Raw genomic sequence first — 13063 nt, 5'->3', positions numbered from 1 at the left:
TTACTCCGTCTCTTTTGCCTCGGGGCGCAATTCCGATACGAACTTGTCGAAATCATCGGCCTCCTGGAAATTCTTGTAGACCGATGCAAAGCGCACATAAGCAACCGTGTCGATCCGCGCCAGCGTTTCCATCACGATTTCGCCGATCAGCTTGGACGGGATGTCACTGTCGCCAAGGCTTTCCAGCCGGCGCACGATACCGCTGATCATCTGGTCCACGCGTTCATGTTCAATATTGCGCTTTTGCAGGGCAATGCGCACCGAACGTTCCAATTTCTCACGGTCGAAAGCTTCGCGCCGACCGTTCGATTTCACGACAACCAGATCGCGCAATTGCACCCGTTCATAGGTTGTAAAGCGCCCGCCGCAGGCCGGACAGAAGCGGCGGCGACGGATTGCGCCATGGTCCTCTGCCGGACGGGAATCTTTTACCTGCGTGTCGGTATTGCCGCAAAAGGGACAGCGCATTAGCAGCCTCGGAGGTTATGTTCAGCTTGCCCCAAGGACTATACCCAATGCCAAGGCTTTGGGTAGCGCTTAATCGCACCCACCATATAACGCGGGCGCGGCTGTGGCATGAGGGACTCAGCGCACCACGATCACACGGGTCTGATCCATCCCTTCCTCGCGCACCATGTCGAACAGCAAACTGGCATTTTCCGGGTCCAGCCGCACGCAACCGGCAGAGGCCGGATGGCCCAGGCGGCTGACTTGATCGGTGCCATGGATCGCGTAATGCCCGGAATAGAAAATCGCATAGGGCATGGGTGCATTGTTGTAGCGGCTGGAACGGTGATGCTTTGACAAAAGTTGCGGCCGCCATTGGCCAGTGGGCGTAATCTTGCCCGGCCGCGCCGTAGAGACCGGCCATTCATGCAATAGCGTGCCATGGCGATAGACATACATTTTCTGCTCGGAAATGCTGACGCGCGCCACCACGCGGTCGGCCAGTGCAGAGCTTGCAAAAAGACCTGTCGCGGCCAGCGCCGCCAATAAGATGCGCATGATACAATCCCCCCGGAAACATCATGTCAGATTAAGGTGCAGCAATGCGTCAATTTGGCCCGAGTTGCGCGGCTCAAGTCAAGCGATTCCAGACCAAATCGCCTTGCAAAAGCGCAAGTTGGATGGCATCTGGCACGCATGACACAGAAACAGATCGCCCTTGTTACCGGTGCGTCGCGCGGAATTGGCGCGGCCTTGTCGGAAGAGCTTGCCGCACGCGGCTGGCATATCGTCGCTGTGGCGCGCACCTTGGGCGCGCTGGAAGAACTGGATGACCGGATCAAGGCACGCGGCGGGTCTGCGACCCTTGCCGCGTTGGATGTGACGATAGATGATGCCATGCGCCATCTGTGCCGCGACATTCATGACCGCTGGGGCAGTGTCGGGCTGTGGGCGCATTGCGCGATTCAGGCGCCGCCCCTGTCGCCGGTCAGCCATAATGCGCTGAAGGAATGGGACAAGGCCTTGGCGGTGAATGCCCGCGCAACAGGTGTTCTGATCCCGATGGTCGCGCCGTTGCTGGCTGCCAGCCCGGATAAGGGAACGGCGCTGTTTCTGGAAGATACCGCCGCCGAAGCCCGCTTTCACAGTTGCTACGGCGCGACCAAACTGGCGCAAATTGCGCTGGCGCGGGCTTGGGCCGATGAAAGTGTCAAGACCGGGCCGCGCGTTCTGGTCGAGGCTTGCGCGCCCATGCCCACGGCACTGCGCGCGCGCTTTCATCCGGGCGAGAATCGCGACGCCCTGACCCCCTGCGCGGCAGAGGCCGCACGCTTGGCCGACCTGATCGGCTAACCGCCCTCTGCCTGCACCAACTGGCGCGCGCGGGCCGAATCGCGGTCGCCCATGCCCAGCAGGTTGCAGGCCAGACGCATGAACCCATCTTCCTCGAAATCGCGGGCCTCGTCGGCCAGCACCACGCGCCACAGGTCTTGCAAATAGTCCAAGCGGTCATCATGCGCGATCTCATCCTTGATCGCTTTGGTCAGATGCACCGTGTCACCCGCGCTTTGCTCTAGCGCCTCGGCCTGTGCCAGCATGTCAGCGCTGCCGAAACGGCGGGTCAGGATGGCCTGAATGACCGCGCGCTCGGCATCGGCATAATCACCATCCGTCCGCGCCACGCGCACCAGCAGCGCCGCGACGGCCACACGACCGTCGGGCTTGTCGGGTTCGGGTTTGCGAAACAGGCGTCCGATCATGCGGCGGGCACCGGCTGCCCTTCGACCTCTCCGGTGCTATCCGGCGTAAAGGTCATGGCCAAACCGTTGATACAATGGCGTTTCCCGGTTGGTTGCGGACCATCATCGAAGATATGCCCCTGATGCCCACCGCAATTGCTGCAATGCACTTCGGTGCGGACCATGAAGAAGCGACGGTCTTCGCGCGTGCCGACCGCCCCGTCCATCGCTTGCCAGAAGCTGGGCCAGCCAGTGCGGCTGTCATACTTGGTTTCCGAGCGATAGAGCGCCTGCCCGCAGCCCGCGCAATTATATGTGCCCGCGCGGTCCTCTTTCAGCAACAGAGAGCGTTCGCCCATCAGCTCGTTGGTGAAAGCGCGTTCGGTTGCCTCTTCGCGCAGCACGGCGAATTGCGCCGGGGTCAGGCGCGCGCGCCATTCATCCTCTGACAATTTGAACGGGAAATCCCCTTCGGATGCGCTGGCTCGCAAGCCATAGAATGTCAGCCCGGTGGCGGCAAGAAATGTGCGTCGGTCCATGAAACCCTCCTGTTCTGTTCATGCCCCAAATACGAGGGCGCGCAGCGATTTGTTTCATACATAGGGTAGGATCGCGTCACGGCTTCAACAAGCCCGCGTGATCTGCCATTATCCTCCGCATGAGTCTGCCCCCCGGTTTTCTAGATGAATTGCGCAATCGCGTCACGATTTCGTCCGTTGTCGGGCGCAAGGTCGTGTGGGACATGCGCAAGTCGAATCAGGCCAAGGGCGATTACTGGGCCCCCTGCCCGTTCCACCAGGAAAAAACCGCCTCTTTCCATGTCGATGACCGAAAAGGGTTTTATTATTGCTTTGGGTGCCACGCCAAAGGCAACGCCTTCACCTTTCTGCAAGAAACCGAAAATATGTCCTTCATGGAAGCGGTCGAAACCTTGGCCCGCGAAGCTGGGCTGCCCATGCCCGAACGCGACCCGCGCGCGGCCGAAAAGGCCGACCGGCTGTCGGAACTGGCCAAGGTCACCGAAGCGGCGGTGCGGTTTTTCCGCATGCAGCTTAACACCGGGGCCGCGGCTGGCGCGCGCGAGTATCTGAGGGGCCGCGGGCTGGCGCAGTCGGCGCTTGACCGATTCGAGATAGGCTATGCCCCGGACGCGCGGCAGGCGCTGTGGGACGCGCTTACGGGGGCAGGCATTGCGGGCGACCTGATTATAGAAGCCGGGCTGTGCGCCAAACCCGACGATGGCGGCGCGCCCTATGACCGTATGCGCGGGCGGATCATCTTTCCCATCCGCGACGGGCGCGGGCGTTGCATTGGGTTTGGGGGGCGTGCCCTAAGCGCCAATGCACGCGCCAAGTATCTGAATTCGCCCGAAACGCCTTTGTTCGACAAGGGCCGGGCGCTGTATAACCTTGGCCCTGCGCGCAGCGCCTGCGGCAAGGGCCAGCCGCTGATCGTGGCCGAAGGCTATATGGATGTGATCGCGCTGAGTGAGGCCGGGTTCGAAGCCGCCGTCGCCCCGCTTGGCACCGCGATCACCGAAGACCAGTTGCGGCTGATGTGGCGCGTCTCTCCCGAACCGATCATCGCGCTGGACGGCGATACTGCGGGCCTGCGCGCGGGGTTCCGGTTGATCGATCTTGCCCTGCCGCTTCTGGGGCCAGAGCAATCCCTGCGCTTCTGTCTGCTGCCCGAGAAAATGGACCCGGACGATATTCTGCGCCAAGGTGGCCCCGCCGCCATGACCAAGCTGATCGAGGGCGCGGTGCCGCTTGTGCAGCTTTTGTGGCAGCGCGAAACCGAGGGCAAGGTGTTTGACAGCCCAGAGCGCCGCACGGCATTGGACAACCGCCTGCGCGACGCCTTGGCCAAGATCACCGATCCGGGGTTGCGCGGGCATTATACCGACGAAATCAAACGGCTGCGGTTCGAATTTCTGCGCCCTGCCGAAGCAACCGGTCGGAAGCAGAGCCTTGCATGGGGCCGACGTGCAACGCCCGCAAAGCCGCTTTCAAGCACCCGCGGCACAAGGCTGGCCAGCGCCCCCGATGATGCGATTGCCGAAGCCATGCGCGTGGAACTGATCCTTGCGATCTTGCTGTGCCATTCCGCGCTTGTGCCCGAATTCGAGGTCGAACTGGAACGGCTGAACTGTCGCGATCCGGCCCTCGCCCGCATCTGCGCCGCGTTTGTGACAGGCGACACACCCCCACCCGCCGATGCCGACGCGCTTTTGGCCCTGCCGCATATCGCCATTGCCCCTCCCGTGCGCCAAGCGGACGCGCAATTTGCGCGGCTCTGCCTGCGTGACGAATTCGCCAAGTATTTCGCACGCGGCGGGCTGGATGCCGAATTGCGCGAAGTGGTCGAGGACATGGACACGCTGGCGGATGAAAGCGTGACCTTCCGGCTGGCCCGCGCCACGGCGGCGCGCAACGAATCGGAACGTTCGCGTCTGAATGATTCGACCGATTTGGGCGAAGATCGGGCTGCCTTGTCGGGCGAATTGCAGCGACTCATCGAATCACAGATCTGGATCAAACCCAAAAAGTGACCGATTCGTAACGAAGCCGCGAGGTTATGTCATCAATTCTGCATCCGACAACTGGAAAATCCCGCAATCTGCACCTACATCATAACGAGCCGCATTCCGCCAGCCTGCTGATTCGCCCGAATCGGTCCAGGCACACGCGCATTTTTTCTGGGAGCGTCCATGGCCGCCAAAGACACTGACGATACGCGCAACGACGAGATCGAAGCCGACGAAAACCAGACCGTCAGCCAATCGTCGATCAAGAAGATGATCGCACAGGCAAAAGAACGCGGTTACATCACCTACGAACAGCTGAACAAAGCGCTGCCGCCGGAACAGGTCTCGTCCGAGCAGATCGAAGATGTCATGTCGATGCTTTCGGAGATGGGCGTCAACGTTGTCGAAGATGACGACGAAACCGATGAATCCGATGCCAAGGGCGGCGAATTGGTCGAGGTGTCTGGCGCGCGCGAAGTGACGGTTGCGACCTCGTCCAATAGCGAAACGCTGGACCGCACCGACGACCCGGTGCGCATGTATTTGCGCGAAATGGGGTCGGTCGAACTGCTGTCGCGCGAAGGCGAAATTGCCATCGCCAAGCGGATCGAAGCCGGGCGCAACACCATGATCGCGGGCCTGTGCGAAAGCCCGCTGACCTTTCAGGCCATCACCATCTGGCGCGACGAATTGCTGAACGAAGACGTTTTGCTGCGCGACGTGATCGACCTGGAAACCACCTTCGGCAACAGCCTTGAAGATGACGAGGATGTGCCCGTCACCAACGGATTGGCCGGGTCTACACCCAGCCAGAAGCGCGATTCCAGTTCGGAACCAGAGCTGGATGCCGACGGCAACCCAATCGCCCGTTCGGACGAGGATGATGACGAGGACGAAAACGCCAATCTGTCGCTCTCTGCGATGGAAGCCGCGCTGAAGCCCCGCGTTCTGGATACGCTGGACCGGATCGCCGGCAGCTACGAGCGGTTGGCCGAAATGCAGGATGCCCGGATAGAGGCGACCTTGCACGAGGCTGGCAAATTCAGCGCCGATCAAGAAGCGCGCTACCAAGATCTGCGCAGCCAGTTGGTAGAGATGGTGAATTCGCTGCATCTGCACAACAACCGGATAGAGGCGCTGGTCGACCAGCTTTACGGCATCAACAAGCGGATCATGTCCATCGACAGCGCCATGGTAAAGCTGGCCGATCAGGCCCGCATCAACCGGCGCGAATTCATCGACGCCTATCGCGGGTCGGAGCTGGACCCGACATGGTGCGACCGGATGGAGGAAAAGCCAGGTCGCGGCTGGCAAGCTTTGATGGAACGTTCGCGCGACAAAGTCGAGGAATTGCGCGCCGACATGGCACAGGTCGGTCAGTATGTGGGCGTTGATATTAACGAATATCGCCGCATTGTCGCGCAGGTCCAGAAGGGCGAAAAAGAAGCCCGCCAAGCCAAGAAAGAGATGGTCGAAGCCAACTTGCGGCTGGTGATTTCCATTGCCAAGAAATACACCAACCGTGGCCTGCAATTCCTTGATCTTATTCAGGAAGGCAATATTGGCCTGATGAAAGCGGTGGACAAGTTCGAATACCGTCGCGGCTACAAATTCAGCACCTATGCGACATGGTGGATTCGTCAGGCCATCACCCGGTCCATTGCGGATCAGGCGCGCACAATCCGCATTCCGGTGCATATGATCGAGACGATCAACAAACTGGTGCGCACTGGCCGCCAAATGCTGCACGAAATCGGACGCGAGCCGACTTCGGAAGAATTGGCCGAAAAGCTGCAAATGCCGCTGGATAAAGTGCGCAAGGTGATGAAAATCGCCAAGGAACCGATTTCGCTGGAAACGCCCATTGGCGACGAGGAAGACAGCCAGCTTGGTGATTTCATCGAGGACAAGAACGCGCTTCTGCCGCTGGATTCGGCCATTCAGGACAATCTGCGCGAAACCACCACGCGGGTTCTGTCCTCGCTGACGCCGCGTGAAGAGCGTGTGCTGCGGATGCGCTTCGGCATTGGCATGAACACCGATCACACGCTGGAAGAAGTGGGTCAGCAGTTCAGCGTGACGCGCGAGCGTATTCGTCAGATTGAAGCCAAGGCGCTGCGTAAGCTGAAACACCCGTCGCGGTCGCGGAAGTTGCGTAGCTTCCTAGATCAGTGATATAAAATTTCTAACAGAAAAACGTGCTTGATCTTAACTTGCGGTAAAATATATTTATAAATAACGTGAGTAACGATTTGTCAAAAATCGGTGAATTTAGATCGTAATTAGTCTGAAGCAGGATGGCATGCCTGAAACGGATACCGTTGACGAGGCACAACTCTCAGAGTGCTTCAGAATGAACCTTGCGCTGCTTATGAAAGAGCAGGGTTTGAATGCGACTTCGTTGTCGAGAAAAGCTGGCCTTAATCTACGGGCGGTCAAGGATATTTTAGACGGTCGCGCGAAAAGCCCTAGGTTATCAACATCATACAAGCTTGCCTGCGCTTTGAATGTGTCCTTGACTAGTCTTCTTGCTCCGATGGCAGGTCCTGGAAGCAATTCAGACATGGCTGAAACGCTTGATCCGAACCGAGCTGAAGTCGCACAATTTCTCGACACTCTTTCTCAAGCTCAGAAAGAACGTCTTCTGGAGTGCATTCACTTATTGGCTGCGATCTGCGCGCAAGAATAAGAGATAGCATCTCCAGCGCCAGTTGGCGCTCCATCCTGTCCATATTCAACACCTTGGTGTGATTTTTCACTTTTTTCTTGCAGTGACACGCAGCCTATGGCCAATATAAGTGAAACGTCACGTTTTTAAAGAGGGTAACATGGCGATGGTGACCAATCCTCGAACTGCTTCCACCGGTCACGATCGCCCTCACAGCGGGCTGGCACTCTTGATAGGCTCATATTGTGAGAATTCACAACTATTGCAAGAGTGGGCGTATGTAGAGTTCAAGCTAAGCATGATGGTTGTAGCCTATACCAAAGCTGCACAAGACTGGCTACGCAATACCCCTGTCAGCTACCGCCTTATCTGCGTCGACCTTGATCACTTCATAAGTATGAACACCGCGATAGAGGTCTGTTTGTCGCTTCGCAACGAACAACCTACGGCAAAGCTTGTTCTTCTATCACATGACACCGCCCGCGATGACTTCGGCAGCGAACGCAGTTCGATTGCTGATGTCACCCTGCGCAAGCCCGTCAGCTTCGACAGGTTTGTTGAAGCCATTGAATATGTATTGAACAAAAGAAGCGCACCAAGGGTGCAGACCTATCAGTATCGCGACTATTTTGGCGAGAACCACCGCGCGCACCTTTGCCCCGGAAACATTCCCCAATTCAAAACATAAAGGCTGACGACAGGTTTCCCGACGCAAGGCGACGGCGCTGTTCAAGCTGATTGCCCGTGTCGTTGTCGCGCGGTCTGCCCCGCTTTCCGAACGCAGGCAGATGGCATGAAAAAGGGCGCGGTGTAACGCGCCCTTCTTTGTGTTTTGACCCTTGGGTCAATGGTCCGAGTCGTCCTCATCGTCTTCGTCGTCTTCGTCTGGAATGTCATCTTCAGACGCTTCGCCGGTCGACAGGCTGCTCATCGTGTCGTCGTCTCTTGGCACCAAGGTGGTATTGCCATCATCATCGGTGCCCAGTTCGTAATCGGTCACAACCTCATTCCCATCGGCATCGGTGCCAACGATTGTGACCTGATAGACTTCGCCAACCTCGGTGCCGTTCTCTTCCAGATCGGCCAGAACATCGGTCAGAATGTCGTCGATATTTACCTCGTCAAGCGTCGTTCCTTCGGGAAGTTCGACCGTCGCCCACTGGAAATAGCCTTCTTCGGTGAACTGCTGCTCATTCCCATCAGCATCGACGGTCGAGTAAAAGATTTTCACTTCATCGACAGTGTCTTCACCAGAGGTGTCGCCGCCGTCGTCATCGTCACCATCATCGTCATCATCTTCTTCATCCACGTCATCATCATCGGTCTTGCCAGCCAGCGCATCCGCTTTGGCCTGCCAGTGATTTGCTTTCGCGTCGTATATATCGGCTTTGCATTCGCCCAGTTTCTCGATCTTGGCAGCCTTCAACTCGCCAATCTTTTCGACCTTGGCCGCCAAATGGTGAAAGCCCTTTTCTTGCAGCGCCTGCACCTTGTGTGCGGTCTTGTCCCGAATATCGTCGGCTTTTTCGGCGAGCTTGTCGCGAATGCTATCAGCCTTGTCCGCGTATCTATCAGCGATTTCCTGATACTTCTCTGCCAGCTTTTCGACCTTTTCGGTCGAACATGCATTGCTTTGACCATGATTCGAGAACTTCCCGAACCTTGAACCGCCGCCAAAGTTGGACCCAAATGACCCCGAGCCGAAGCCCAACGCTCTGAAAAATGGCATGGAAAACTCCCTTCACACCCTTGATGTTATGCTTCGGGATAGCCGAGCGGCCACAAAACGTGCTTGGAAAAGACGAAATCAGTGCGCGCCGGTGCCAACAATTTTAGATAAATTCAAAAGGGTTTTTACGCATTGGCAACGATTGCCCCGCAATGCCCCTGTTGTTGCGCGTTTGGAACTAAAGCGGCCTGTCCAGACCGTAGAAAGCCCAGCTTGGACTATCCACCGATTCGATCAATGATCGCGGATTGCCACAGTTTTGCCGCAATCTCTGCCGCCTCTCCGGTCGGCCAAAGCCCGCGTTGCTGACGGATATTGGCCAAGCTGTGAATAAAGCCGCTATCCTTGGCGACCTGTTCGACAACCCACCAGCGGTTCCATTCATAGGCCAGCGACCAATCCACTTCGTCCAGCCGGGTTTCCGGCAGTCGGTAATGAAAGGTCGGCCTGCCGCCCTTCAGCTGATCTGCCGGCACGTTGGCAAGCGTGTCCGGCACAGCGTCTTGCAACAGCGGCAGCAGGTCCAGCCCATAGCCACGCGACGGGGCATGCTTGGCATAGACGCGCCCAAGGTCGGCCAAGGACCAATCATCGGCTCCGGCCAGCGCATCGACCAGCGCGCGCGGCCACGGATCAACAAAAGGCAGAACGCGGCGCGCCGGGTCCAACGGGTCCGACTGGCGCAACCAATCTTCCAGCAGCGCAAAGGCGCGCACAATGGCAATGGTGGCGGGGTCATCCGGGCGTTCGGTGTTCAGGTGCACGCCGAACCCGTAGCCAACATGTGCGCCCGACCCTTTTGCGCCAGCCCGTGCCAGCGTGGTCAAAAGCGCCGCGACCTGCGGCAAATCGCGTTGCGCCATCGGGGCGGTCACAATCTCGACTGGAACAAGATCGCCCAAGATCTCGACAGCCAAATCCTCGATCCAGCGTGTCTTGAGCGTGATATCCAGTTCCACCTTGACCGGGCCGAAACGCCCATCTGCGACCAACAGGTCGCGCGGCCCCTCGCGGGTTATCGTGCCGCCCCATTCGGCCTGAACGATCTGGGCCGCCTGCTCTGGCGTCAACCCGGCGAATTCAACCTCTACCCCCGTGCGCCGATCGCGGCTGGGACCAGCATGGTCTGGCAAAGGCAAAAAGCGGTCTCGCGGCAAGGCGCGGTGCAGAGTGTCGGTCAATCCTCTACCCCCTCTGCGCCGGGCACCCCGATCAGGCGGTAGACCCAGGCGCTTTGCCCGTTTTCCAGCACCATCAGGTCACGGCGGTATTTTCGCCCGGTGCGCTCGTAGCGGTCAAGGCGGATCATCTCTGCCGGGGTTGCGCGGAACACAACCCCATCCAGCACGGTATCCGCCCCTTCCACGATGTCGCGCCCTGCGCCGCGCTGCCAGCCACGCAACTGCGCAGGTTCGGCAGGCACCCAACGGCCCATAACCACCAGCCGCACCAGCGGATTGGTCAGCGTCGCAAAGCCAAAGACCCGCACCGAACCATCGGGCGGCGCGGGCGTGGCAGCATCGGTTGGCGGCAAGTAAAACGGGGCGCGGGTGATCGCATACCACGCCAGCGCAATCACGATCAGGGCAAACAGCGTCATCTTGGTCATCCTTGGCAAGGTGGCAGAGCCGCGGCCAAGGTCAAGCCCGCGCGGCGCGCCGCTTGCGCAGCACTTCCCAGATATAGAGCGCCATGGCCGCCCAGATCATGGGAAAGGCGATTAGTCGCGCCCCCTCGAACGGTTCCTGAAACGCAAGGGTCGAGATCAGAAAAATCATCGTCGGAATCGCATAGCCCGAAATCGCGATGGTCGATAGCCGAAGTCCTTTGGCACCATTGGCATAAAGGATGAGCGGCACCGCGGTAATAACCCCGCAGCCCAGCAATAGCAGCCAATCCACCCCGCTTGCCTGTGCCGCGAACAGGTTGCCTTGCGCCGCTTGCCAGCCCATGAAGGCCAGCGCAACTGGCAGCAATATCAGGGCTTCCAGCGCGAAACCTTGGTTGGGGCCAATCGGCAAAGCGCGTTTGAAAAACGCATATCCACCCCAAGAAAAGACCAAGACCAGCGCGCCCAAGGGCAGGCTTCCGGCCTCGACCGTCAAGACCACGACCGCGGCAAAAGCCAGCGCAACCGCGCCCCATTGCCGCGCGCTGAGCCGTTCACCCAGAAAGATCGACCCCAGAAACACGCTGAAAATGGGGTTGATGTAATAGCCCAAGGCCGCTTCCATCGCTTGACCCGACTGGATAAGCCAGACATAGGCACCCCAATTCAGCGAAATCAGCGCCGCCGTGACCACCGCCATGCCCAACATGCGCGGGGTGCGGATGGCCAGCCGCAAATCTGCCGTGCGCCCAAGGTAAAGCAACCAGCCAAGCGCCACCGGGACCGCCCAGATCACCCGATGCGCGACCACTTCGGGCGTTGGCACATGGCCCAGCGCCCGGAAGTAAAAGGGCAACATGCCCCAGATCGCAAAAGCGCCAAGCGCGAACGCAAAGCCGCGCGGGGTATCTTCATTCATGCGTGGTCCAGCCCCGCCTGAACTGCGGCGATAAAGGCCGCGCCGCGCGCCTCGAAATCGGGGAACTGGTCGAAACTGGCCGCCGCCGGGGCCAACAGCACGGTGTCGCCCGGCTGCGCATCTGCCATGGCGCGGGCTGTGGCCTGCTCGATCGTGTCGCAAATCTCGTGCGGGTGCTCGCCCAATTGCAGGGCAAAATCCCGCGCGGAATGGCCGATCAGATAGGCTTTGCTTACGCGGTCCAGATGCGGGGCAAGCGCCGCGATCCCACCATCCTTGCCCAGCCCGCCCGCAATCCAGCGGATGCGGTCGAAGGCTTGCAGCGCCTTGGCGGCACTGTCGGCATTGGTGGCCTTGGAATCGTTGATGTAGCGCACACCACCCGCTTCGGCGACCAACTGGCTGCGATGCGGCAGGCCCATGAAACTGGCCATGGCATCTGCAATCAGGCGCGGCGCGGCACCCAGACTGCGCGCAACGGCATAGGCCGCGCAGGCATTCTGGTGGTTATGCGCGCCGGGCAGGCCCGGCATGGCGCGCAGGTCGATAGATGCCACCTGCCGCCCCGCGCGGTATTCGGCCAGAAAGCCCTTGCGCGCAAAAATGTTCCAACCCGGCCCCACCAGCTTCTGACCAGAGGAGATGCGGATCACCCGCGCATCTTCTGCCGCTTCCGAAAGTTGCCCGGCCATGAACAGCCCCTCAATCTCGTCCACGCCGATGATGGCGCGGTCCGGCCCGCCTTCGGAAAAAAGCCGCCGCTTGGCGGCGAAATAGCCGCCCATCCCGCCATGGCGGTCCAGATGATCGGGCGACAGATTGGTGAACACGGCAATATCTGGCGTCAGTGCGCGGGCCAGTTCGGTCTGGTAGCTGGACAGTTCCAGCACGATCACCTCGCCTTCGCCGGGCGGGTCAATGGACAAGACCCCCTTGCCGATATTTCCCGCCATCTGGCACGGACGCCCCATGGCACCCATGATATGCGCGATCAATGCCGTGGTGGTGGATTTTCCGTTTGACCCGGTAACGGCCACAAGCTTCGGCGGCTGGTCCATTTCCATGTTGCGGGTTGTCGCCATGCTGCGGAAAAATAGGCCGATGTCATTATCCACCGGCACCCCAGCCGCCAAGGCCGCGGCAATATGGCGGTTGGGCGCGGGGTAAAGATGCGCAATGCCCGGGCTGGTGATAAGGGCCGCGATTTGCGACCAATCGGCGCGCGACAGGTCTTGCAGGGCAATGCCCTCTGCCTCTGCACGGGCGCGGGCATCTGGGCTGTCATCCCATGCCAGCGGCGCGGCCCCGCCTGCGGCCAGCGCGCGACATGTGGCCAGCCCCGAGCGGCCAAGGCCCAACACCGCGACGCGGCACCCTTCAAACCCTTGCACCGGGATCATCTGACAGCCTTTCAACCGGAAGGGG

At 59.6% G+C, this 13063-nt stretch carries 14 protein-coding genes; 5 read left to right on the top strand and 9 right to left on the bottom strand.

Features of this window, described 5'->3' with window-relative positions; all coding sequences use genetic code 11:
- Both nrdR and AWT76_RS04790 read right to left on the bottom strand, forming a co-directional pair.
- On the bottom strand, positions 1 to 468 hold the full coding sequence (gene nrdR, locus AWT76_RS04795) for a transcriptional regulator NrdR (RefSeq protein ID WP_072245347.1): 468 nt from the start codon (positions 466 to 468) through the stop codon (positions 1 to 3).
- Between the two features lie 117 nt (positions 469 to 585).
- The gene (locus AWT76_RS04790; RefSeq protein WP_072245346.1) at positions 586 to 1005 is read right to left on the bottom strand and encodes a L,D-transpeptidase; all 420 of its coding nucleotides are present in this window, start codon (positions 1003 to 1005) and stop codon (positions 586 to 588) included.
- Positions 1006 to 1143: 138 nt separating this feature from the next.
- Between AWT76_RS04790 and AWT76_RS04785 the strand changes: the two genes are divergently transcribed.
- Complete coding sequence (locus AWT76_RS04785) at positions 1144 to 1800, top strand: SDR family NAD(P)-dependent oxidoreductase (RefSeq protein WP_072245345.1); 657 nt, start codon at positions 1144 to 1146, stop codon at positions 1798 to 1800.
- On the opposite strand, the gene AWT76_RS04780 is transcribed toward AWT76_RS04785, so the two are convergent.
- Both AWT76_RS04780 and msrB read right to left on the bottom strand, forming a co-directional pair.
- Positions 1797 to 2207, bottom strand: a complete 411-nt coding sequence (locus AWT76_RS04780) for a tellurite resistance TerB family protein (RefSeq protein WP_072245344.1) — start codon at positions 2205 to 2207, stop codon at positions 1797 to 1799. The genes AWT76_RS04785 and AWT76_RS04780 overlap by 4 nt on opposite strands.
- Positions 2204 to 2725, bottom strand: a complete 522-nt coding sequence (msrB, locus tag AWT76_RS04775; protein WP_072245343.1) for a peptide-methionine (R)-S-oxide reductase MsrB — start codon at positions 2723 to 2725, stop codon at positions 2204 to 2206. Before msrB ends, AWT76_RS04780 begins: the two co-directional genes overlap by 4 nt.
- A gap of 119 nt (positions 2726 to 2844) precedes the next feature.
- On the opposite strand from msrB, the gene dnaG reads away from it, so the two are divergent.
- The 4 genes from dnaG (at position 2845) to AWT76_RS04755 (ending at position 8069) form a co-directional block, all read left to right on the top strand.
- Positions 2845 to 4737, top strand: a complete 1893-nt coding sequence (gene dnaG, locus AWT76_RS04770) for a DNA primase (protein WP_072245342.1) — start codon at positions 2845 to 2847, stop codon at positions 4735 to 4737.
- Between the two features lie 159 nt (positions 4738 to 4896).
- The gene (gene rpoD, locus AWT76_RS04765) at positions 4897 to 6888 is read left to right on the top strand and encodes an RNA polymerase sigma factor RpoD (protein WP_072245341.1); all 1992 of its coding nucleotides are present in this window, start codon (positions 4897 to 4899) and stop codon (positions 6886 to 6888) included.
- Positions 6889 to 7015: 127 nt separating this feature from the next.
- Positions 7016 to 7402 carry a helix-turn-helix domain-containing protein gene (locus AWT76_RS04760; protein WP_072245340.1) on the top strand — a complete coding sequence of 129 codons (387 nt, stop codon included), beginning with the start codon at positions 7016 to 7018 and terminating at the stop codon, positions 7400 to 7402.
- Positions 7403 to 7541: 139 nt separating this feature from the next.
- Positions 7542 to 8069: a response regulator gene (locus AWT76_RS04755; protein WP_141655881.1), complete on the top strand. Its 528-nt coding sequence runs from the start codon at positions 7542 to 7544 to the stop codon at positions 8067 to 8069.
- Between the two features lie 156 nt (positions 8070 to 8225).
- Here the strand turns inward: AWT76_RS04755 and AWT76_RS04750 are convergent, their stop codons facing one another.
- The 5 genes from AWT76_RS04750 to murD all read right to left on the bottom strand — a co-directional run bounded on the left by AWT76_RS04750 (position 8226) and on the right by murD (position 13038).
- Positions 8226 to 9110, bottom strand: coding sequence for a hypothetical protein (locus tag AWT76_RS04750; RefSeq protein ID WP_072245338.1), 885 nt, complete (start codon positions 9108 to 9110; stop codon positions 8226 to 8228).
- A 218-nt stretch (positions 9111 to 9328) separates the two neighbouring features.
- Entirely contained in the window at positions 9329 to 10291 is a 963-nt protein-coding gene (locus AWT76_RS04745) for an amidoligase family protein (RefSeq protein ID WP_072245337.1), read from the bottom strand.
- Positions 10288 to 10710, bottom strand: coding sequence for a gamma-glutamylcyclotransferase family protein (locus tag AWT76_RS04740; RefSeq protein WP_176699341.1), 423 nt, complete (start codon positions 10708 to 10710; stop codon positions 10288 to 10290). Before AWT76_RS04740 ends, AWT76_RS04745 begins: the two co-directional genes overlap by 4 nt.
- A 40-nt stretch (positions 10711 to 10750) precedes the next feature.
- Positions 10751 to 11638 carry an EamA family transporter RarD gene (rarD, locus tag AWT76_RS04735; protein ID WP_072245335.1) on the bottom strand — a complete coding sequence of 296 codons (888 nt, stop codon included), beginning with the start codon at positions 11636 to 11638 and terminating at the stop codon, positions 10751 to 10753.
- Entirely contained in the window at positions 11635 to 13038 is a 1404-nt protein-coding gene (murD, locus tag AWT76_RS04730) for a UDP-N-acetylmuramoyl-L-alanine--D-glutamate ligase (protein ID WP_072245334.1), read from the bottom strand. The genes rarD and murD overlap by 4 nt, the downstream gene beginning before the upstream one ends.
- Positions 13039 to 13063 lie beyond the last annotated feature (25 nt).

Source organism: Roseibaca calidilacus (assembly GCF_001517585.1).
Lineage (GTDB): Bacteria > Pseudomonadota > Alphaproteobacteria > Rhodobacterales > Rhodobacteraceae > Roseinatronobacter > Roseinatronobacter calidilacus.
This window is presented reverse-complemented; position numbering and strand designations above follow the sequence as displayed.

Bases quoted from the DNA above. Each gene is read 5' to 3' on its own strand.
- nrdR (WP_072245347.1), bottom strand. From the start codon at position 468: ATGCGCTGTCCCTTTTGCGGCAATACCGACACGCAGGTAAAAGATTCC.
- AWT76_RS04790 (WP_072245346.1), bottom strand. From the start codon at position 1,005: ATGCGCATCTTATTGGCGGCGCTGGCCGCGACAGGTCTTTTTGCAAGC.
- AWT76_RS04785 (WP_072245345.1), top strand. From the start codon at position 1,144: ATGACACAGAAACAGATCGCCCTTGTTACCGGTGCGTCGCGCGGAATT.
- AWT76_RS04780 (WP_072245344.1), bottom strand. From the start codon at position 2,207: ATGATCGGACGCCTGTTTCGCAAACCCGAACCCGACAAGCCCGACGGT.
- msrB (WP_072245343.1), bottom strand. From the start codon at position 2,725: ATGGACCGACGCACATTTCTTGCCGCCACCGGGCTGACATTCTATGGC.
- dnaG (WP_072245342.1), top strand. From the start codon at position 2,845: ATGAGTCTGCCCCCCGGTTTTCTAGATGAATTGCGCAATCGCGTCACG.
- rpoD (WP_072245341.1), top strand. From the start codon at position 4,897: ATGGCCGCCAAAGACACTGACGATACGCGCAACGACGAGATCGAAGCC.
- AWT76_RS04760 (WP_072245340.1), top strand. From the start codon at position 7,016: ATGCCTGAAACGGATACCGTTGACGAGGCACAACTCTCAGAGTGCTTC.
- AWT76_RS04755 (WP_141655881.1), top strand. From the start codon at position 7,542: ATGGCGATGGTGACCAATCCTCGAACTGCTTCCACCGGTCACGATCGC.
- AWT76_RS04750 (WP_072245338.1), bottom strand. From the start codon at position 9,110: ATGCCATTTTTCAGAGCGTTGGGCTTCGGCTCGGGGTCATTTGGGTCC.
- AWT76_RS04740 (WP_176699341.1), bottom strand. From the start codon at position 10,710: ATGACGCTGTTTGCCCTGATCGTGATTGCGCTGGCGTGGTATGCGATC.
- rarD (WP_072245335.1), bottom strand. From the start codon at position 11,638: ATGAATGAAGATACCCCGCGCGGCTTTGCGTTCGCGCTTGGCGCTTTT.
- murD (WP_072245334.1), bottom strand. From the start codon at position 13,038: ATGATCCCGGTGCAAGGGTTTGAAGGGTGCCGCGTCGCGGTGTTGGGC.